Source organism: Hymenobacter tibetensis (genome assembly GCF_022827545.1).
Taxonomy (GTDB): domain Bacteria; phylum Bacteroidota; class Bacteroidia; order Cytophagales; family Hymenobacteraceae; genus Hymenobacter; species Hymenobacter tibetensis.
Map to the genome: position 1 here is coordinate 3,863,158 of NZ_CP094669.1, position 21,359 is coordinate 3,884,516.

Genomic DNA, 21,359 nt, shown 5'->3' on the forward strand with positions numbered 1-21,359 from the left:
CAAATAAAGCCATGGCTTACTCCGATAAAGTAATCGACCATTACAGCAACCCCCGCAACGTGGGCACGCTGGACAAGAGCAAAAAGAACGTAGGCACCGGCCTAGTTGGTGCCCCTGAGTGCGGCGACGTCATGCGCTTGCAAATTGAGGTAGACGAAACTACCAACACCATTACCGACGCCAAATTTAAGACTTTTGGCTGCGGCTCGGCCATTGCGTCATCATCGCTGGCTACGGAGTGGCTGAAAGGCAAGACGGTTGACGAAGCTCTTGCTATCGACAACATGGAGATAGTGGAGGAATTGGCTTTGCCACCTGTTAAAATCCACTGCTCGGTTTTGGCTGAGGACGCTATCAAGTCTGCTATCAACGACTACCGCGTGAAAAACGGTTTGCCTGCACTCGAAGAGGCGAAAGCCCATCACTAACCTAGTAGATAAAAGGTAAGAGCTAGAAGATAGAATGCATCGGCTGTGGCCGTAAGTTCTTCTCCTAGCTCTTACCTTTTAACTCCTACTTCCTTGCAGATGGACGTTTCCGCTTCCGACGTACACGTTGAAAGTGCCCGTATTCAGCAGCAGATAGAGCAACACGTGGGCATGGGCCCAGGTAATTTGCTTTTCGAGTTTCGCCAGTTGGATGGATTAACGCGGCTAGACCTAATTACGGTAAACCCGCGACACCAACAAAGCTTCTTGTTTCGCTATGAAACGGGCTACGATAAGCTGGACGTGTTGCGCAAGATGCTGGCTTACGTACAGCGCTATCGTGACGTCGAAAGCCCCTACACCATTCAGTGGCGAGCCCGCGGTGAAAAAGAGTTGCAAACCTCTTACTTCAGGGCCCACAACGTGTACGAAGCACTCGACAAACTCTATTACGGCCGCGACTTGAATACCATCACCGTATTTAGCGTGGTCTTGAACCCGAGTAGCTAGAGTATGGAACTGGGACCTATAACGACCGAACTGTTGTTGTATTCGTACTCCCTTTCTAACAGACTACTAGCTTCTAACTATTAGCTTCTTTTCACCATGATTACCGTTTCTGACAAAGCCAAAGAGAAAGTTGAAAGGCTCATGCACGACGCAGAGCTTGATGCAACTTACCGCCTGCGCGCCTCGGTGGCCGGTGGCGGCTGTTCGGGCTTAAGCTATAAGCTCGACTTCGACAACGAAGTGAAGCACATGGACCAGGAGTTTGAAGATAAGGGCGTACGTGTGGTAGTGGATATGAAAAGCTTTTTGTATCTGGCTGGCACCGAGCTCAACTTCTCCGACGGCCTCAATGGTAAAGGCTTTTACTTCGACAACCCGAATGCGTCTCGCACTTGCGGTTGCGGGGAAAGCTTCTCAGTATAAGCTTAACATATTAGCTGGTATGTGAGTGGTATTTATTTCACACAATAAAAAGCCTCGCTCCTACATGTAGGAGCGAGGCTTTTTATTGTGTGAACTCAGTCAGCTACTTTATCGTGACTTCACAACGCGCTGTACACTGCGCCCTGCTGAGGAATTGACTTCCAGGAAGTAGGTACCTTCTCGCAGTGACTGCATATCCATCGTATTGCCGCCAATAGTCTCTCCTGAAAGCATTGTTTGTCCTAGGTTGTTTAACACTCGATAATGCACTGCCCCGAGTGAAGCTGGCAAGGTCACAACTCCGGTTGTAGGGTTAGGGAAAACAGCATTGGTCAGCCCCTCCTGGTTCTGAACTACTACAACTGGCGAAAAAGCCTCGGTGCCATCATGGTCGAGTTGGCGTAGGCGGTAGTAGCTCACACCCGCCAGCGGGCGAGCATCCAACCATTCATAGCGGTGGCCCTGGCTGCTGGTACCCTGACCCTCCACCCAGCCAATGGTTTCGAACTTATTGGCCGTGGCCCCGCGCTGCATTTCGAAGGCCGCGTTGTTCTTTTCTGATGCTGTAACCCAGTGTAATTGAATGCCTGTCGCTCCGCCTGATGCTGTGAAGCTCCTTAGCTCCACTGGCAAGGGGTTTACAGCCAAATCAGTACTAGCCAAAATAAAATTACTGAATGAGTCAAACGAACCTGATACTAAAACAGAATTGGTACCGGCTGCTACTCGACTAATACTTGCCCAGCCGCTACCATTACTTTTAGCGACTACGAAGGAAGCCGCACGGGGGTCCGTCACGTCATCATCAGTTCCATAACTTAACTCAATGGTACCTGCAAAAGTCCCAACGGCAGGTACTGGACTTGGAGTCACTGAGTAATAGCGAATGCGCGATATACGTTTAATATCTCCAAGCAAGGTTTGATCCGCAGGTGCACCTTCTATTTGCTCGGCGGTGTAAGTAGTTGTACCAACAGGAGAATTCGTGATATCCAGAGCCAATGGACGATAATTGCCACCCTTGCCAATTGGGAAAACCACTCGGCCAGTTGCGTTTACTTCACGAGCGAATGGGCCGTTCACATAACTGGAGCTACTCCCACCCGTTACAGTAGCGCTCGGTACTAATGTCAACAAGCTTGCATTAGTAGTGGTAATTGTACCATTGGTCAAGGATAAACCACCCGTTCTAACCGGACGAGATAGTGTGAGTCCCGCAGGATTAGCAATTTCTAATCCACCTTCAAAAATAGGATCAGCCCCTCCTGAACCATTTACTGCTTGTGTACTAGTTCCGTTGAACCTTACGACGGAGGCTGGACCACCAATAAATGTGACGTTTCCGTTGTTGACTGTAAGATTACCACCAATATTCACGGTAGCTGCCCCTATTCTAACAGTTCCACTCGTGATTACTAAGTCGTTCAAAATAGTCAGTGTACCGGTGCTGATAGGGTTATTGGAAGCAGTTATAGGCGCAAATTCTAACGTGCCGTACGTACGGTTACTTAGTGAAGGCTGCGAAGAACTGTTAAGCACAAACCGGCTACCATTCTCGAATGATGCGATAGACGAATTAGAGTTTCCAAATGGACTTGCTGCTGCTTCTTCTTGCGTGTAAGTAGCACCGCTCCGGAAAATTACAGAATTGGTTGTACCGGTTTCTCCGAACGCATTTCCGGAAAAATTTACAGCCGCTCTAAATAAACTGCCTGCCGTAAATTCCACTGATGCTGGATCAGTGGTTTTAAGTTCATGCTGGCCTTGGGAGAAAGACAAGTTTCCGCCGATGCGTCCTTGATTACCAGTCGGTACTATTACCTTCAAATTGCCACCACCAAGGCCCACAAATTCCACAGAAGCTGCTGAACCTACGTTGCTTGATCCAGCAATTTCGAACTCTGACCCAGGCAAGTTACCACTCACTGTGAGAGTACGAGATACGCCAGCCGAAGCCAAAGAGACGTTGACTCCATTGAGAAAACGCAACTGCGCAATAATCTCACTGACAGAAAAATCGACATTCACCGAAACAGCCGAAGGCGTTCCTGCCGCTGGATCAAACACCAGTATGTCACTGACTGTAGCCGTCGAACGCGCAGGAGTCCAGTTAGTGGGGCTAGACCAATTGCCATTGCCACCTGTCCACGTATACACTTTAGAACCAAGAGCACCGCTGACAGAGAAATCATCTAGTCTATACCCAAGAGCTGTCGATGTGTTATTAGGTGTCACAACCCATCTAAAGCGAAGGTTATTTACGCCTGCGGCTGAAGCAGGAAGTGGTATTCTAGCCCCTCCGTTTACTAAGGCCCAAGTACCATTATTTGCGACCTCAGCAAATATTACTGGATTCCAAGTAGTACCGTCAGAACTCCAAGAAAATGCCACTGGGGCCTGAGTCGTAGTCCGTCTTGCACCCCATAAGACTGTAATGTTAGAATAACCTACTGTTGATAGATTACCTGAGTATTCAATGATGTTAGTGCTTGCCGCACTGCTATTCCTATATTGACTTCCACCAGAAGCACCCGCATAGTCTGATGAGCCAGTGCTAACTACTGACCAGTTTACCACTGTCCAGCCTGCGGGAGTGGCAGTACCACTTCCGAAGTTCTCATTGTAGAGCGGAACGCTATTCTGCCCCCATCCTGCTAAAGGGCTTAGAAGTAATAGCAGGAATAATAATGACTTCCAGACCTGCTGGCGTGTGTTACCCAAGGGTAATGTAAAAGACTCGGACATACCGGTAGAATTGAAATGCAACAAGATTCAGATTGTTGAGCTCTGCCTCAAAGTTACAATATAATCCGGTTTCAATCCTACTGATATGGTATTGTATAATGTTTATTGTGCACTTTATATATAAAATGCATATTCATAACAGTATGGATAGTAACACAAACAAATCTATGTTGATATAATTATATTATATCAACATAGAACAAACACTTTTTGGTCTATCTAAACAATAATGACACTACCAAATATGCCTGTGATTAAGGTTAGCGGCTGATATTGGGTGTTCTTTGCCAATTTGGAACCAGTCGCGCTAACTCCGCGAACCAGCAGTTCATTGTCCCCGCTAGCACAACTGGCAGCTTATGCAATAGTGTTAGTCCATAATCTCAGCACATTTGTGTTGCTTGTAGTACATGGGCAAATAAAAAGCTCCCATCTCACGATGGGAGCTTTTTATTCATTTTGTCAAGCTGCTTAATTTTTGATTATCCGACGTGTTACTTGCTGATCGCCAGCGCTTAGTGTAAGCAAGTAGGTTCCTGCTTTCAGCTCGCTCAAATCAATTTCGTTATCTTTTGACAAAGAAGTTATCTTGATTTCACGACCACTCAAATCAGTTACACGGACTACAGTAGCAGTCGTGTACTGTGCTTGAGGCATATTGACGATTAGCTTACCTGAAGTAGGGTTAGGATAGAAGGTAATTTCGGCCAGAGCAGCATTAGTAACTATAACGACAGGTGAATAGGCAAATTTACCATCGGAATCGCTCTGTTTGAGACGGTAGTAGCTAACACCTGTCAGAGGCCGTAGGTCGACACCATCGTAAGTGGAACGGTTAGTCGTGGTTCCTTTGCCTTCACGCGTCAAAATGGTCTGGAATTCCTTACCATCCTGGCTGCGCTGCACTTCAAACCCTTTGTTGTTCGATTCTGAAGCTGTTACCCAGTTCAATGCTACCTGGCCTTTGCGTAAAATAGCAGTAAAAGAAGTTAACGAAACTGGCAGCGGCCCGCCTGGTGCCTCAATACCGTTGATAACCGTAGGCACTGGTGGCGACAAGTAGTTTTCAGCCCCTTGCACACTGATGTTGAAATTGTTGTCGATGTTGTTGTACTCGAACGTATAGAAGTAATACGTTATCGACGAACTCAAGCCTTCCACAGTAGCCGTCTGGTTAGCACCAGAGTATACTATATAGTAGCCAGGTGCAACCTCGGGGCCTAGGCCATAGGTTTGGTTGCCAGTGGTGTATCTATTGCCATCCTGTGGTTGGCTACCAGCCGGCAGCGTGGCATTAGTGCTGGCAACGATAATACGACCTTCACCATAGCCTAGCGCAGCGTAGTTAGCGGGCAGGTTGAAGCTCACAGTGGCCGTAGTACCGTTACGGGTTACTGTAGCCGTGCTACGCAGGGTAGGTTCCGTATCTATTGAGTTAGCTCGCAACAGATCGTTAGCACCGAACACCTGAGCGGCAGTGTTTGTGAAGTCGTTGCTTTGGAACTGCAAAGTGGACTGAGCATTGCCTAGGTACGTGGGCTTGTAGCGGAAATAGATTGTCTGGTTTACGTCGAATGTTCCTTGGTTAGGAGTCAACGTTAGAGTAGTGCCAAAATCTACATTGTTGGCAGAAATCTGGAACTGCTCAGTATTACTCGGGTTAAGTGGGTTAGCCGTTAGCGCCTCTGATATCGTGATGGTTTTCTGTACCCGCTCAGCTCTAATAGCAAGGGACTGGGATGCGGAAGTACTGTTGATAACCGTATTGCTGATCAGTTGAGGAACCGTTTGGATTTGGATAGACGGCTCACTAGTACCACCTACAGGGAGGCCTACTGAGGTTGCCGGATAGCTATCTATGCGAATAAGAGAAGAAGCGGTGAGGGCTGTAGGTGGCAGGAAACGCACATACACGGTTACGGAAGGACTGATATCATTTCCGCCCGTGTTGCGTGGCACAACAATACTGTTGCCGGTGCCCACAATACCTGCGAAAGAGGCATCCAGCGAAACCTGGAAATGCGTGGGTGCTAGTACCGTAACATCTTGCAACAAATTGGAAGCTTCAAGCTGGAAGGATTGAACTGCAGAAGCAAGACCAGGTACTGTAGAGAATTGGGTGAGATTTCCAGCACTATTAATTGTGGATTCCCCGCCTATTGAGTTGTTAGCAGTAACAGTGACAACCTGAGATACAGCGCTAGTGCTCGTCAGCGTAATGTTGCCATTGAAAACCCCGTTTGCTACTGGACCGGCCAACTGCACCTCGATAGTGCGCAATGATACAGCACCGCTAACTGGGTTGATAGTCAACGGACCAGAGGTAAAGCTACCACCGACCGAAGCATCACGAAATACGATGTTGCCGCTAGATCCTGTTAGGACAAGAGGAGCCGTTAGGTTGCCAGCACTTATTTCGAACGTCAGGGTCTGGAATGAGCCACTGCTCGAAACAGTTTGGAAGTTGAGTGAAGTCGGATTGGCTGTGATATAGGGACCTGTTGGAGCCATGGTTCCAGTACCACTTACGTCTACCCCTGCGTCCAACGCACCGGCAGATGTTACCGTAATCGTGTTTTCGTAGCGCACAGCTTGAGAAGGCACGAAACGAATATCAATCGTAGCATTTACCGAGCCGCTGGAAGGGGTGAGCGTGATGTTTGCGGCGCTAAAGGCGTTTGTGCCTTGGCGCATTTGGAAACCAGCCGGCACAGTTAGTGTCACTGGATTGGTCAAATTGCTGCCCGACACAGTAAACGACTGCGTTGTTGAGTTTAAGCCAACTTGAACAGAGCCAAAGTCTGGCAGGCTAGTAGGCGAAGCTGTTAATATGGGAGCGGGAGCTTCGCCAGTACCAGATACGGCGACAGCACGCGTTTGCGCATTAGTACTAGTAAGCGTGATATTACCGCTATATGCTTGCACTAGTGTTGGAGCAAACACTACGTCAACAGTGGTAGTAGGTACCGAACCACTTGTTTGTGCTAGTGTCAGAGACGAAGCATACGCATTGTTTCCCGTACGGATGAGAAAGCCACTCGGTGCACTCAGGTTGATATTGTTGGTAAGATTCTGACCGCTTACTGTAATTGCCTGCGGATCACTCTGTGTGCCCGTAGTGGTGTTGCTGAAGATGAGCGTAGTAGGCGCTACTGTGATGGTAGGAGCTGCTGCTGCTGTTAAGGCCACATCATCCAAGCGGTATTGGTTTGTGTTACCGCTGACACGCGTAAAACGCACCCGCAGGTTATTTACCCGTGGGATAGTCGACGTAACATTATACTGGTTGAACGTGAATCCTGAGTTAGCCGGAGTTTGGTTTGTTTTGGTTGTTACGGCCACATAAGTGGCCGTAATGTAGTTGGTACCATCAGCACTGAATTCCACTGTAAACTCGGAATTCAAAGTGCCAATAGAAGCCGTAACTGGCGCGTACAAGCCAAACGTCAAGGCCGGGGTAGTTAACGCCGCCGAATTGATATTCTCAATCTGAAAGTTGTAGGGTGGCGCATCGGGCAATGACGTGCCGGCACTATTAAATGCAGGACCAAAATATATGGTGCTCGCCCCACTCGCTCCGGTGTACTGACCAGTAGCTACTGCTGTTGAGCTATTAGCCGTTACTGCCGACCCTGAATAGATGAATCCTTTTTCAGCATCATTGTTGAAGCCTCTCTTATTATAATAAGAAGCAATGCTTTCCCGAGAACCAGCTGTCGTGCCCATGTTCTCAGTGAAGGTTTGAGCCATGCTAGCACCTGACAATGAAAGCAGGAAAAGCACTAGTGCCCAAACGCGGTTATTCAAGATGGAGCACAATAGCCTTACCTGCTCGAGGTAGGGTCGTTGGCCCCGGCACGTGTAAGAGTTTTTCATAGAATTATGATAAGTTGAAAGTTGCAGACAAAGGAAAGAAGTGAAGAAGGAAAAGTGCGATTATGAATTCATTATCAAAGCTCGCTATCTAATGCTTTATAATTGAATGATTGTTAGATTAAGATTTCAATTAAAAATTGCATTTTACTAGCACAACGTATTTCATCATTTAATAATACGTAATGATACTGCTTTTTGGATCTACACAAAAAACCTGCCATACGAAGTCAAAACGCCTTTTCCAAAGGCTAAAATTTACAACACCACCCAAAACACGGCAACTCTATTCATAACACAGTACCTCCTGAATGCCTTCTATACGGCACAAATTTGCACTTATTTTTTTGATAACCAATTTCATAATAGAAAGAAAAACACACATATCTATCCCGTCTATTAATTACATAAATAGTTCAATTTCATTACTCTTGACAAGCTAAGCAATCAGCCATGGTATGACTGCATTATACCCCTATATACCGATGAGCAATCAATGCAAACTGGCAGGACTTAGCTTGTATGTATCTAGAACAAGCTCAGCATGTCGCTCACCTATACAATCCTTGTATACAGCCACTTGTGTGGGGTCATTGTTCGCTAAAGAAAGCTGGCGCTTTTGCAGAATTATATGTACTTCTTTAGGTCTGTAATGGATGGGCACGAAAGCATAAACGTTGACACACTTTCGATTTCGCTTATAGGCTTGTTTTTTAGACAATCATTACACGGCTTAGCTTAGAAAGCAATTACTTGCATGGATATAAAAGGATATTTAACTAGAAGCGCACCCACCTTAAGTGCTAAAAACCTTGCTAGATACAAATAGTAAAAAAGCAAGCTCCTATTCGGCTTGATGTGCGAGTAGGTTCTTGCTAACGAGGAGCTTAATTGCTGCCACAAAAGGGTGCACTTACTGCCTTACATTAAATGCATCTAACATTAGTGTATAACGGCTAAAGTCTAGCTGCGAGTGTTGCTATTAGCTTTTACTCTACTTGGACGACAGTATACAGTAGCTGTTGATACACTATATCTATAGTAAGGGCAGTCTGCCTCTCACTTTATATCACAATGTGTGGCACAAACTCCGATAGGTTAGTAATAAAACCAGCGTCGCGGCGGAAGCCGATGGCACTAGCGGATCCGGCCCAGAAAACGCCCGCTTGATACCGGCGGCCTTGGGTATCTTGTGGTAACTCTGCGAACCGTTGGCGCACTTGAGGCTGATCAGCAAAGTCACCAGCGACGGACTCTCCCGCACGGCCTTCGTTTACTTCCGTTACATTCTGCCCTTCCCTGCCTAGCAGGGGTTTGCGAACGTAATGGCCGGGCAAATCTTGCAATGAGGCTTCGAGTAGTAAAGGATGATACGGGAAATTCTGCCACAGCCATGCCAGAATGCCTTTACTTTGAAACAGCAGGGTGTAAGGTGGATTACCAATAATCAGGTCTCGACTTTGCAGTAATTGTGTTAAGTCAGCGGTTAGCTCTGGTTCTTCGGCAGCTAATATTTCCCAAGGCACGAGCTTGAACACAAAAGCGAACCGTTGCCACTGGCCAGGCTCTGTCTCCACCCAAGCACCTCGCTCCTCTCCCTGCACTGATACTTGCATGGCATCCACTGGGCAAACGTGCACTAGCTCGAAGCCAGCCTCGGTAGCGGCTTCGGCTACTACCGCGCAGTTTGCTTCATCCTCGCTACTATCAGGCAAGTGCACGAGAAGCAACGTAGGTTCCAAGTCCTCGTTGAGTTCCAGCCAATGAATCAGTTGGTTGCGGAGTCCTTCAAACAGACCGTTTGCCTGGCGCTCGTCTTGTCCTTGGCCGGCAGCTACCAAACTAGCCCACTGTACCACGGCAGTTTCAGGAAGGCTGGTAGCAGTGTCCGCATTGAACTCGAGGAGTTTAGGGCCGTCAGGGGTATCTGCCAGGTCGAAGCGGCCATAAAGATGCCAGTGCCGGTCGTCGTTCCAGGAATGGCGGACGGCGGCCCACAGGTTCTCAGGAATGGCCAGTAGGCGCAATAGGTCGTCGGGAATAGGATCAGGAATGCACTGAACCAGCAGATCATAGAGCGTATCGGCGGCTTGCAGAAGTGCGTCGGCGGTGGTTTCGGGTAGCTGCACCGCCTCGCGAGCTACATAATTTTGGCAGGCGTCTTCAATGGCCCAATCCCAGCCCAGGCTGCGTACCGCGGGACTAACATCACCAGAAAGAGGCAATAACTTGATAATGCTCATAGGAAGAGGCGTAGAATAGCTTTACCGGCGCCTAACTGCACGCCAGACGAACGCACCGGTCATTTTTCACTGAATTAGGAACTCGCGTTAGGCTCCAAGCCCTAGATTAACCGCCAAAACCACGGCTACCGCCACGGCTGCCAAAACCAGAGCTACGGCCCGACGGCGCAGTACCACGCACGCTGCTTCGTCCGAAACCAGTGGTGCGCGTTACGCTCGTGCTGGGCCGAATACCAGCCGACGGCGACGTGCGGCTACCTGCAAACCCCCGACCAAAGAAACCGCGGCCCTGACCGCGCTCCTGTGCGACGCGGCTACGCCAGCCGTTGTTCTGTTGCACCAAGCCAGGATTGGCGTAAGCCCCTACGTTGGGCGTAAGGAACCGGCCAGCCATGTAGCCAATACCGCCCCACATCAGGATGTCCATCATGCCAGTGCCGCCAGCACGATTTTCTGGGTAAGCGCGGCTGTAATCCTGCATCTGCTTCTGCAAAGCCTGGCCTTGCAGCGTATCTACTTTGCCATCGAAATGCTTGAGCACAGCGGCTACCTGCTCTTTGCCAGCAGGGCGCTCGGCTGTGATTTTCCACTGACCGGGCTGCACTTCAGTCATTTCAGTGATAACACCTTCAGAATAAGAATCGGAAGCACCGTTGCCGCTGGTCCAGTCGCCTTCTGCAGCAGTGGTTTCAGACTCTGAGTTGCTGGAGCAGGCCGGTAAGCCAATACCTAAACTGGCCGCCGCCGCGACCATTAGCACATTGCGACGCCAGTCGCCAATGCGGAAGTACGGTTTGTTCATGGCTGGATGATTAGTGTTGCTGGTGGGTGGATGCTGTAGCTTGCAACAAGGAATACAGAAATTTCAATCAAGCGGTTGAGACATAAGTGAAATTTCCTTGCAGAGCTTGCTATAACTTGTTTTTAATGGAAATACGAAGCCTACTCCCCTAGCCCGTTCTGCTTGTTTTCACTAACAAGCAGCGGCCCCTACTCCCACAGCGGATAATGCTCTAGGTGCACTTCTCGCTCGAAAAAGATGCGGGTGCTTTCCTCGAACGAACGGGTGAAATCGGAAACGTAAAAGTGGTGCGTGGGCGCTGTTGGCCCCGGCTGGGCTGCTAGCTGATTTTCTTCCAAGTACTTTTTCACGTGAGCAGCTACCACATCAGAGGCGTCCAACACTTCCACTGCGTCCTGGTAGTACGCGGCAATCTGCTTTTTGATAAGCGGGTAGTGCGTGCACGCCAGCACCAGCGCCTCAATGTCGGCCAGGGCGGGGTTCGTGAGGTAAGAGCGGATAATACTGTCGGAAATGGTATTGGCGAAAAACCCTTCCTCTATCATGGGGGCCAGCAACGGTGTTGCTAGGCTTTGGAGCTGCACGCCGGCGTCTAAGTCATCTATTTTTTTGCGGTATACATTACTATTCACGGTCTGTTTGGTACCGATTAGTCCTACTGTGCGCCCGGCATAGGCTGCTCCAACATGCGCTACTATTGGGTCAATAACGTTGAGGACCCGCGCCTTGGAGCCCACGTATTCGCGTACTAGCTCGTAGGCCGCCGCCGATGCAGAATTACAAGCAATGAGAATGACTTTGCACTGCTGCTTCAACAGCAAGTCGCAGATTTTGACGGAGTACGCCTGAATGGCCGCCGTGGACTTGTCGCCATACGGTAGGTGGGCGGTGTCGCCGAAGTACACGAGCCGCTCGTGAGGTAGCTCGCGGGCTACGGCACGGGCTACCGTGAGCCCACCGATGCCGCTATCGAATACGCCTATTGGACGGGTGGTAAGATGCATGGGCAGAATGCCGATAAAAGGCGTTGACAACATATACGAAGTGAGCCGCAATACTAACGTTCAGCTTCAAAATACCAGTGAAACCACAAAGTTGTTGTTTTCTAATAACTCGTCCTGAATTCCGTCTTGATGCTTAAATATTAATTGTTAATTGCTCGTCGAACATGCACAATCCTATGAGCAAAATTCTGGAAGAAATCGACCAAGCCCTCGCCGCCTTCGATTCCACCCAGGGCCGCCCGGTTGCAATTGAGTTAGGCGAAAGGAAATACACGCAGCTCATTCTAGATGTGGCTTACCTGCATGCGGACGGTGGCGAGCTAACCCATAATACCGGCCGGCCGCTCGCCTACAAAGGCTTGGAAATCCTTCGGGATGATGTGCACATGGATCGAGTGCGCGTGATATAATCTGGGTGATATCACCGCCTAAACTTCTATTTGCCTGTGTACCAAGCACAGGCACTGGGCATTGACAATATTGGTTATGTTCAACTTTCTCTCTTAAGAAGGTAAGACAAAATTGAACTATGGCGCTTCCATTCCCATTTTTGGAAACTTGAGCTCTACCGTTCCCAAACATAGAACTATGGGTTTTGTATTTGCTACCTGCTGTTCATCAAGCAGTAAAAAGCTAGATTTGTAGCTTACAGAAGTGAGTAGCCAACACGTAGAGTGCTTCTGTAGGAAAAGCTATTGTGCAATTAGTTCTATGGAGCAAGCTGGTGTTCATACCTCGATAAAAGCGCAGGCGTTGCCAGAAAAAAACGCCATCACGCCACCAGACACTCACTTGTTCGCACACTTAGAACAAGCCCTTTTGTTGGTGCAGCACGCTTTTACGGCCGTAGCCCTGCTCGATGGTGCTGGCCGGCTCATCTGGGTGAATGAGGGCTTTGTAGCGTTAGTGGGCACTACGGTTCCTCGCTTGCTAGACCAGTCTCTGTGGGCCGTGTTGCCGCCCAACGCAGGTTTGGGAGCGGTACCAGCCGACTTGGATTCCGAAGCACCATTACAATACGAAGGGCGCATGCACACCGAGGCAGGCACAACTCGGTGGCTACGAGTGAAGCTCCAACCGGCGCCTGCTACAACCGCCACTGAGCCGCGTTGCTTTTTTGCACTGCTGGAAGATATATCCACTGAGAAGGCTACGGCGGCAGCTACGGCGGCCCGTGATGCGCAGCTGCAGTACCTGACGGAGCAAGCTCCTGGCGTGCTTTTTCAGTGGCGAAACAACGTAGATGGCACTTCACGCCTAACCTATGTCAGCGCCACTTCAGAGAAACTATTTGGGTATCAGTTCACACAGCTAGAGCACTTCATTGAGGTAGTGCACCCCGAAGACCAGCAGGAGTGGGCCGCTTTTCTGCAAGCTCCCGAACACGAAACGGAGACGCCTACTTTCGAAGGTCGGCTGGTGGTGCCCGGACAGCCGTTGCGCTGGTGCAGCGGCAGCTACCAACTGTCTGCGCGCGACGCGGAGGGCGCGCTCTACAGCGGCATCCTCACCGATATAACGTCGCTGAAAACAACGGAGGAGGCCCTGCAAGACAGCGAGTATCGGTGGCTGCTGGCCATTGAACGTTTCGGGGATGGAGGCTGGGAGTTCAACTACCAAACCGGCGACGACTACTTCTCCAATGCCTACCGAGCTATGCTTGGCTATCCGGACGAAGACTTTCCGCCCGGCTTTCAGTCGTGGCACAACCATGTCCACCCCGACGACCAAGCAGCGAGTATTCAGGCATCTGACGCGTATTTGCGCGGTGATGTTCCCATCTATTCCGTGGAACGGCGGCTTCTTTGCCGCAACGGCGAATACAAATGGGTTCTTACGCGCGGCCTAATAACCAAATATGGTCCCGACGGTGAGCCGCTCATCATGACGGGCGTCCACACCGATATTTCGGAAATCAAACGGGCCAACCTGGCCATTGAAGCTTCTACGCGCCGTTTGTCGACCACTATCGCCAATTTTCAGGAAGGTATCTTGCTGGAAGATGAAAATCGACGGGTGGTATTGGTCAACGAGGCATTCTGCCGCATGCTGAACCTGGAAACAACCCCCGACCAACTGGTGGGCGTCGAGACGGTGTCGTTGCTGGCGGACGCGAAGCAAGGCGCTACAACCGAGCCGGGGTGGTTAGCGGGCAGAAATGGACGGGCACTCAAGCAGCAAGCCATTGTTGGGGAACTGCTACCGCGCAAAAACGGCCAGGTGTTCCAGCGCGACTTCCTTCCCATTTACAGCAACGACACTTCGTTGGGCTACCTGTGGAAGTTTCAAGATGTCACGGAGCAAAAGAACGCGGAGGAAGCCCTGAAACGGCGGGAAGAGAAATACCGGCGCATCATCGAGCAAATGAAACTGGGGCTTGTGGAAACCAATCTCGCGGGGGAGGTGGTGTACGTCAACCAAGTTTTTTGCGATACCCTGGGCGTTTTCAGCACCGAAGTTGTCACGCAAGAGTTTTTGGCCACCTTACTGGCTCAGGAAACTTCGCACGTGGCTCAGGAAGAGGAAGAGGCTTACGAACTACCTGTCCTCAGCCAGGATGGTAGCCAGAAGTGGCTACAAGTCAGTCGGGCCCTCGTTTACGACGACGACAAGCAGCTCATCGGCACAATTCGCATTACGCTCGACATCACGCACCAGAAGCAGCTGGAAAACAAATTGCGCAGGGCCAAAGAGCAAGCCGAGGATTCGTCGCGGGCCAAAGAGTCGTTTTTGGCCAACATGAGCCACGAGATTCGGACGCCTATGAATGCCATTCTGGGCATGAGTCAGTTGCTGTCCAAGACGCCGCTCCGCCCCGACCAAGACGACTACTTACGGGCCATTGCCACGTCGGGCGAGAACTTACTGGTCATCATCAATGATATCCTAGACCTGTCTAAGATAGAGGCCGGCCAGTTGCAAGTGGAGCAGATTGGCTTTAGCGCCAGCCAGCTTCTTACGCAAATCGAAAAAACGCTGCTCTACAAGGCCGAGGAGAAAGGCTTGTCGTTCGTTACGGAAGCAACACCTGAACTGCCAAAAGTTCTGCTCGGCGACCCGTATCGTATCACGCAGGTACTACTCAACTTGGCTGGCAACGCTATCAAGTTCACGGAAAAGGGCCTCGTGTCGATTTCCTGCGAACTTATCGGCCAGTCTGCCGACGCAGTGGAAATCAAATTCACGGTAGCCGACACAGGCATCGGGATAGCGCCGGCGTACTTGTCTAGCATCTTCCAGGAGTTCACCCAAGAAGATTCGTCCGTGACCCGCAAATTTGGCGGCACGGGCCTCGGGCTAAGCATCAGCAGGAGTTTGGTTAACTTGATGGGAGGTGAACTGCACATCACCAGCGAAAAAAACAAAGGCACGGTCAGCACCTTTTCGCTGTTTTTGCTGGAAGGTGAAGAGGTTGACTTGCCGCGCCGGGAAGCGGCCGACCCTAGTCTCCGCGAACGACTACGAGGCAAGGAAGTGCTGCTGGTAGAAGACAACAAGTTCAACCGCCAGATTGCGAAAGCCCTGCTCAACAACGTACACATCCGGGTAGAAGAAGCTGAAAACGGCGCCTTGGCAGTGGAGATGCTACGCTCCCATCGGTACGATTTGGTTTTGATGGATGTGCAGATGCCTATCATGAACGGGCTAGAAGCTACCACCGTACTGCGTCAGGAATTGTCCCTTTCAACGCCTATTATCGCCCTCACGGCTAATGCCATCAAAGGGGAACGAGAAAAGTGCTTGGCGGCGGGCATGAACGACTATCTGGCCAAGCCATTTCAGGAAGATGAGTTGCTCAAGCTAATTGGCGACTGGGTACTGGACACGCCGCACTCAGCTGCCCTCACGCCGCCACTCTTGGACGCTGATGCTATACCAGATTCCTCGGCGGCTCTTTACAAGCTCGATCTGCTGTACCAGATTGGGCAAGGGGACGAGGAATTTGTGGCCCTCATGCTCGAAACTTTTGTGGAGAGCTGCCAGGAAGCAACGCACGACTTAAGCGAGGCGCTACGCACCCAAGATGCCAGGCTTTTGAAAGCTACTACGCACAAGCTCAAGCCCAGCCTCGACCACTTACACGCGTACCAACTATTGCCCCTAATCACGCATTTAGATACGTGTACCGGTCCTTTCGACTTGCAAGTACTGGAGCCGCTCATCGAAAACGCAATCAAATTGCTGCACCAGGTCATCAACCAGATGACAATTGATTTAACCAATAGAGCAGCGAAAAAGGCGGAATAATAGCTCTACCGGACTATATAAAATACGATGATTGGGGTAAGCAGCGGGGAACATACCAGGGGATTTGTTGGGTTGTGCTTCCAGGCTGCCTAGCCCTGGCTACCTTTGCACTATGAATCTGCTTTCTGCTGAGAACCTTTCGAAGAATTATGCCGACCGGTGGCTTTTCCGGGAATTGAACTTTGGTCTTTCACAAGGCCAGCGTGTGGGGCTAGTGGGCATCAACGGCTCCGGCAAGACCACGCTGCTGCGCATCTTGGCGGGCATTGAGCCCCCTGACACGGGCGGTTTGAGCACTCGCAAAGACACCCGCGTGTCTTTCCTGGGCCAACAGCCTGTGTTCGATGAAACACTGACCGTAGAGGAAACCATCTTTGCCAGTCAGAACGATACGCTGGCCGCTATTCGGGACTACGAGCACGTAGTGAACGACCCCAACCACAAACCCGCTGATTTGCAACGGGTAATGGAGTTGATGGATTCTTACAACGCCTGGGACTACGAGTCGCAGGTGCAACAGATTTTAGGCAAGCTGGGTATCTTGGGCGAGTTGCTGCAGCGCAATGTAAGCAAGCTCTCAGGCGGCCAGCGCAAGCGCGTAGCCTTAGCCCGCGTGCTGATTGAGGAGCCGGATGTGCTGATTCTTGACGAGCCTACCAACCATCTGGACCTAGCCACTATCGAGTGGCTGGAAAACCGGCTGGCCTCCCCTTCCCTCACACTGCTAATGGTTACCCACGACCGGTACTTCCTGGACCGGGTAGCCAACGAAATTGTGGAGCTAGATCAAGGCCGGGTACACCGCTACCAGGGCAACTACGCTTACTTTGTAGAGAAGAAAGCCGAGCGCGAGCAAATGGAAACCGTGGAGGTGGAGAAGGCCCGCAACTTGCTCCGCAAAGAATTGGAGTGGATGCGGCGTCAGCCTCAAGCACGCGGTACCAAGCAAAAAGCCCGGATTGACTCCTTTTACGAAACCCAAGAAAAGGCCCGCACCAAAATCAAAGGCCCGGAAATGGAGCTGTCGGTGAAAACCACTCGGCAGGGAGGCAAAATCATTGAGGTGGAACACCTAAGCAAGAAGTTTGGCGACAAAGTGGTGCTCCATGATTTCAGCTACGTGTTCAAGAAGAAAGACCGGATTGGTCTGGTGGGGCCTAACGGCGCGGGCAAAACGACCCTGCTGAACATGCTCACCAAGCAGCTGGCACCCGACTCCGGTACGGTGGACGCTGGCCAAACCACCGTGTTTGGCTACTACACCCAGACGGAACTGGTCTTCGATCCGACGCAGCGGGTGATTGACATTGTGAAGGAAGTGGCCGAGGTGATAGAGCTAGCGGATGGCAGCGTAGTTACGGCTTCGCAGTTTCTGCAACACTTTCAGTTTCCGCCGGCGCAGCAATACACGCTGGTAAGCAAGCTGAGCGGGGGCGAAAAGCGACGGTTGCAACTGTTGCGCGTACTTATCAAGAACCCCAACTTCCTGATTCTTGACGAGCCTACCAACGACCTCGACATCATCACGCTCAACATTCTAGAAGACTTTCTGCTTCAGTTTGCAGGCTGCCTAATTATTGTATCGCACGACCGGTACTTTATGGATGCTCTGGTTGAGCAAGTGTTTGCCTTGGAGCCCGGTGGCAAGATCCGCCAGTTCCCCGGCAACTACACCGACTACCGCGAGTGGCTGCAGGAGCAACCCGCCAACACAGGTGCCCGCGACGCTGAGAAGGCATTGAAGTCGGTGAATCAGCCTGTTGTTTCTGCACCAGCGCCGGCGCCAGCCACTGCAAAACGCAAGGCCAGCTTCGCCGAGAAAAAGGAGTATGAAACGTTGGAAAAAGAGCTAGAGCAATTAGAGGTGCTGAAGCAGCATCTTATCGAAAAGCTTAACTCGGGTACTGGCTCGCACACAGAGCTAGCCGACTGGGCCGCTCAACTCAAGCGCACCGACGCCGACCTCGATACGAAGGGGGAGCGGTGGTTGGAACTAGCCGAGTTTGTATAGGCAACTGCCATCAACCTAGTTTCTAGTACCGACAAAGGACCTTGGTGAACTCCAAGGTCCTTTGTCGTTTTCAATAGTCACGTACTTCAGTGAAGAGGAACTATCAGTTGTTCCCGGCTTATATAAATCCGCTAAGGCAGTTTGTATTACATCCCTGTTCAGCTTCTACTTATCAGCTAGTTGGGTTTTGGGTTTGTCCGTGACGAAGGGAGTGAAAGAGCGCACACAACATTTTGGCATTTGTGCAAAAGCCTTAGGCAGTAGTATGCCTAACAGCTTGTTGTTTAAACGGTGTTATCACTGGTTTGCATATATAGCATCAGTCGCGCTGTAAGCTGCTGGCTGCTTTTCGACTTGTGCAGTAGGCGTACAACTCGTGCTACACTCGGAAGTCTGCATATTTTTTCGGCCATAGGAAGCGTGTGCTGTGCCTTGCATTTAGCAGATACAGTGCAAATATTTAGGTAGCACCACGTAGGGCTTTTGCTGTGCAGATGGGTTAAGTGTCTTGCATTATAAAAGGATGCCTTTTCTCCTATTAGACAAGAGAAGCAAGCATACCAATGACATCTCCTGCGCTTCCAGGCATTGTGTATCCGTGACACGGCCTTATCCCTAAAACGATCTTCTACTTACCCATTCTTATTCCCACCAACCAACCCTCAACACCATGAAAACCAGTTTACGCTCTTTACTTGGCGCGGTAGCCTGTGTGCTCCTAAGCCACGCCTCAGTGCAGGCTCAGACCTACCAACTCGTCTGGGCCGATGAGTTCAATGGCAGTATCAGTCCTGATTGGCAGTTTGAAACCGGCGGCGGCGGCTGGGGCAACAATGAGAAGCAATACTACCAAGCGGCCAATGCTACCGTAGCGAATGGCAATCTGCTTATTACAGCCAAAAAGCAAACGGTCGGGGGCATGCCCTACACTTCGGCCCGCATGATTACCAAGGGCCGCAAAGAATTCACCTACGGCAGAATGGAGGCCCGCATGAAACTGCCTTTGGGCCAAGGATTGTGGCCGGCCTTCTGGATGCTGGGTGGCAATATCAACACCGTGAGCTGGCCGGCCTGCGGCGAGATTGATGTGATGGAGCACATCAACTCGGAAAACAAGACCTATGGTACGCCCCATTGGGACAGCAACGGCCACGCCGAGTACGGCGGCAGCATCGTAACTACTCCGCAAGACTACCATGTATACTCGGTGGAATGGGATGCTAGTGCTATCCGCTGGTTTGTGGACGGCACGCAGTTCCACGTCATGAGCATCCTCAACAATGCGGGCAGCACCGAGGAGTTTCATCGGCCCTTTTTCTTGCTCTTGAACCTGGCAGTGGCTGGTAACTGGCCCGGCCAAACGGTAGACGAAAGCAAGCTACCCGCTACCATGTACGTTGATTATGTGCGCGTGTACCAGAAAACCGGCACCACTCCTACGCCCACTGCCACCCAAATTCAGGCGGAAAGCTATAGCTCCATGAACGGAGTGCAGCTAGAGAACTGCGCCGATACGGGCGGCGGCCAAAACGTAGCCTACATCGACGCCAACGACTGGATGGCGTACAGCAACGTGAACTTCCCTACTTCCGGCAACTACACCATCGAGTACCGCGTGGCCAGCCCGAGCGGCAGCCGCCTATCCGCCGACCTCAACGCTGGCTCCACCCAACTGGGCACCGTGACTATTCCGGCTACGGGCGGCTGGCAAAACTGGACTACGGTTTCTCATACGGTGTACGTGAATGCGGGCACCTACAACTTTGGCGTGTTCGCGCAGGCCGGCGGCTGGAACTTCAACTGGTTGCGCATCACCAAGCAAAGCGGGGCGCGTACGGCAGAAACCACAAACGATCAGCTTGCTCTTTCACCTTCGCCCAAACAAAGCAGCATAGAGCTTTATCCGAATCCGGTTACAGACCAGCTCACGCTCACCGGAATGACCGATGGACCCACCCAAATCAGTATTCTGGACATGCAAGGCCAACAGGTGTGGAGCGGTTCGTACACGGGCAAAGCGCTGAACATTTCGAAACTACAGCCAGGGCTATATAACTTGGTGATTATCGACAAGAACCAGAAAAAGCAAGTATCCCGATTCAGCAAACAGTAGAAACGGTATTGCCGACTGCATACACCAACGGACACCCAAGAAGAGCTACCTACTGGCTCTTCTTGGGTGTCCGTTGGTTGAAAGGGCCTTGGATTTATTGCTGTGTGGAAGTGACTCTTGCCGTTGACTTGCTGGTTGGAGAGCTTACTTGCTGCGTGAAGTCAAAGCTGACCGGCCGCTCGTTGAAAAACACCACCACTCGCAGCCGGCGGGCGGCGTCGGTGCGTGGGAAATAGACCAGCCCACGCACAAACTTGCCTGGGCTGAGCAGCGTCTTGCGCAACCCTACGGTCTGCATGTTGAGGTGCTGTGTGTAAAGCGTATCGGCTTGCTGGGCATGCTGCTCGCGCTGGTAGTCGAAGTAAGCGCTGCTGCTCTGGTGCCGTTCTTCCCGTTCTGCTATTTGCTCCTCGGTTTCTTTCTTTTTGATGCTCGACACGTCTTCGGCCACGTTGGAAACCATAGTCAAGATTTCAAGCCAGCTCACTTTTTCCGACTTCGTGGTTTCTTCCTCTAAGCGGGCTGCCAGCTGCTTGAGGCGCAGTTCGGGGTCGAGGGCCGTTACCCGGGCGGTGGCAGTGGTAGGCACCACGGCCGCGCCAGTGTCAACGGGGGCATAGAAAAACGTTTCGGGCGTTACCCATACCGGCTGGCTGGAATCGTTGCCAATTTCCACTTCAAACACCAGTGTAGCGGGTTCGTAACGGACGAACCCCAGCTTTACTTCCACACTATCGGGGTGGTAGCTGAGGCTGGTGGGGTGGCCGTTTACGCTGGGACCATTTGCCTGGGCTGGCATCATGGTTAGGAAGGAAGTGGAGCCGCAACTCGCTAACCCGGCGCTTAAGCCAGCCAAACAAGTGTATAGTATAGATTGACGCATATCCCGTACAGTTAACCGGTTTCTATTGAATAGAGGAGGGCAACCGACTGATGGTTGTACTGGGTAATACTACCTA

At 51.0% G+C, this 21,359-nt stretch carries 13 protein-coding genes; 7 read left to right on the forward strand and 6 right to left on the reverse strand.

Features of this window, described 5'->3' with window-relative positions; translation table 11 throughout:
• The first annotated feature begins 11 nt into the window (after positions 1-11).
• The 3 genes from iscU to MTX78_RS15395 all read left to right on the forward strand — a co-directional run bounded on the left by iscU (position 12) and on the right by MTX78_RS15395 (position 1,361).
• Complete coding sequence (iscU, locus tag MTX78_RS15385) at positions 12-428, forward strand: Fe-S cluster assembly scaffold IscU (RefSeq protein ID WP_243796088.1); 417 nt, start codon at positions 12-14, stop codon at positions 426-428.
• Positions 429-527: 99 nt separating this feature from the next.
• Positions 528-938, forward strand: a complete 411-nt coding sequence (locus MTX78_RS15390) for a hypothetical protein (RefSeq protein WP_243796089.1) — start codon at positions 528-530, stop codon at positions 936-938.
• Positions 939-1,034: 96 nt separating this feature from the next.
• On the forward strand, positions 1,035-1,361 hold the full coding sequence (locus tag MTX78_RS15395) for a HesB/IscA family protein (protein WP_243796090.1): 327 nt from the start codon (positions 1,035-1,037) through the stop codon (positions 1,359-1,361).
• Positions 1,362-1,469: 108 nt separating this feature from the next.
• Here MTX78_RS15395 and MTX78_RS15400 read toward each other — a convergent pair whose 3' ends face one another.
• The 5 genes from MTX78_RS15400 to murI form a co-directional block, all read right to left on the reverse strand.
• The gene (locus MTX78_RS15400; protein ID WP_243796091.1) at positions 1,470-4,106 is read right to left on the reverse strand and encodes a T9SS type A sorting domain-containing protein; all 2,637 of its coding nucleotides are present in this window, start codon (positions 4,104-4,106) and stop codon (positions 1,470-1,472) included.
• A 471-nt stretch (positions 4,107-4,577) separates the two neighbouring features.
• On the reverse strand, positions 4,578-7,982 hold the full coding sequence (locus tag MTX78_RS15405) for a T9SS type A sorting domain-containing protein (RefSeq protein WP_243796092.1): 3,405 nt from the start codon (positions 7,980-7,982) through the stop codon (positions 4,578-4,580).
• Positions 7,983-9,043: 1,061 nt separating this feature from the next.
• Complete coding sequence (locus tag MTX78_RS15410) at positions 9,044-10,222, reverse strand: glutathionylspermidine synthase family protein (RefSeq protein WP_243796093.1); 1,179 nt, start codon at positions 10,220-10,222, stop codon at positions 9,044-9,046.
• Positions 10,223-10,328: 106 nt separating this feature from the next.
• Complete coding sequence (locus MTX78_RS15415; protein WP_243796094.1) at positions 10,329-11,024, reverse strand: hypothetical protein; 696 nt, start codon at positions 11,022-11,024, stop codon at positions 10,329-10,331.
• A 188-nt stretch (positions 11,025-11,212) separates the two neighbouring features.
• On the reverse strand, positions 11,213-12,061 hold the full coding sequence (gene murI / locus MTX78_RS15420) for a glutamate racemase (protein WP_394805589.1): 849 nt from the start codon (positions 12,059-12,061) through the stop codon (positions 11,213-11,215).
• A gap of 143 nt (positions 12,062-12,204) precedes the next feature.
• Here murI and MTX78_RS15425 point away from each other — a divergent pair, with 143 nt between their 5' ends.
• The 4 genes from MTX78_RS15425 (at position 12,205) to MTX78_RS15440 (ending at position 20,400) form a co-directional block, all read left to right on the forward strand.
• Positions 12,205-12,438 carry a hypothetical protein gene (locus MTX78_RS15425; protein WP_243796095.1) on the forward strand — a complete coding sequence of 78 codons (234 nt, stop codon included), beginning with the start codon at positions 12,205-12,207 and terminating at the stop codon, positions 12,436-12,438.
• Between the two features lie 301 nt (positions 12,439-12,739).
• Entirely contained in the window at positions 12,740-16,276 is a 3,537-nt protein-coding gene (locus tag MTX78_RS15430) for a PAS domain-containing hybrid sensor histidine kinase/response regulator (RefSeq protein ID WP_243796096.1), read from the forward strand.
• Between the two features lie 112 nt (positions 16,277-16,388).
• Positions 16,389-18,287 carry an ABC-F family ATP-binding cassette domain-containing protein gene (locus MTX78_RS15435; protein WP_243796097.1) on the forward strand — a complete coding sequence of 633 codons (1,899 nt, stop codon included), beginning with the start codon at positions 16,389-16,391 and terminating at the stop codon, positions 18,285-18,287.
• Between the two features lie 670 nt (positions 18,288-18,957).
• Positions 18,958-20,400 carry a carbohydrate-binding protein gene (locus tag MTX78_RS15440; protein WP_243796098.1) on the forward strand — a complete coding sequence of 481 codons (1,443 nt, stop codon included), beginning with the start codon at positions 18,958-18,960 and terminating at the stop codon, positions 20,398-20,400.
• A 94-nt stretch (positions 20,401-20,494) separates the two neighbouring features.
• On the opposite strand, the gene MTX78_RS15445 is transcribed toward MTX78_RS15440, so the two are convergent.
• Entirely contained in the window at positions 20,495-21,283 is a 789-nt protein-coding gene (locus MTX78_RS15445) for a hypothetical protein (protein ID WP_243796099.1), read from the reverse strand.
• Positions 21,284-21,359: the final 76 nt, after the last annotated feature.

Coding starts and splice junctions, on each gene's coding strand:
- iscU (WP_243796088.1), top strand. CDS start 12: ATGGCTTACTCCGATAAAGTAATCGACCATTACAGCAACCCCCGCAAC.
- MTX78_RS15390 (WP_243796089.1), top strand. CDS start 528: ATGGACGTTTCCGCTTCCGACGTACACGTTGAAAGTGCCCGTATTCAG.
- MTX78_RS15395 (WP_243796090.1), top strand. CDS start 1,035: ATGATTACCGTTTCTGACAAAGCCAAAGAGAAAGTTGAAAGGCTCATG.
- MTX78_RS15400 (WP_243796091.1), bottom strand. CDS start 4,106: ATGTCCGAGTCTTTTACATTACCCTTGGGTAACACACGCCAGCAGGTC.
- MTX78_RS15405 (WP_243796092.1), bottom strand. CDS start 7,982: ATGAAAAACTCTTACACGTGCCGGGGCCAACGACCCTACCTCGAGCAG.
- MTX78_RS15410 (WP_243796093.1), bottom strand. CDS start 10,222: ATGAGCATTATCAAGTTATTGCCTCTTTCTGGTGATGTTAGTCCCGCG.
- MTX78_RS15415 (WP_243796094.1), bottom strand. CDS start 11,024: ATGAACAAACCGTACTTCCGCATTGGCGACTGGCGTCGCAATGTGCTA.
- murI (WP_394805589.1), bottom strand. CDS start 12,061: ATGTTGTCAACGCCTTTTATCGGCATTCTGCCCATGCATCTTACCACC.
- MTX78_RS15425 (WP_243796095.1), top strand. CDS start 12,205: ATGAGCAAAATTCTGGAAGAAATCGACCAAGCCCTCGCCGCCTTCGAT.
- MTX78_RS15430 (WP_243796096.1), top strand. CDS start 12,740: ATGGAGCAAGCTGGTGTTCATACCTCGATAAAAGCGCAGGCGTTGCCA.
- MTX78_RS15435 (WP_243796097.1), top strand. CDS start 16,389: ATGAATCTGCTTTCTGCTGAGAACCTTTCGAAGAATTATGCCGACCGG.
- MTX78_RS15440 (WP_243796098.1), top strand. CDS start 18,958: ATGAAAACCAGTTTACGCTCTTTACTTGGCGCGGTAGCCTGTGTGCTC.
- MTX78_RS15445 (WP_243796099.1), bottom strand. CDS start 21,283: ATGCGTCAATCTATACTATACACTTGTTTGGCTGGCTTAAGCGCCGGG.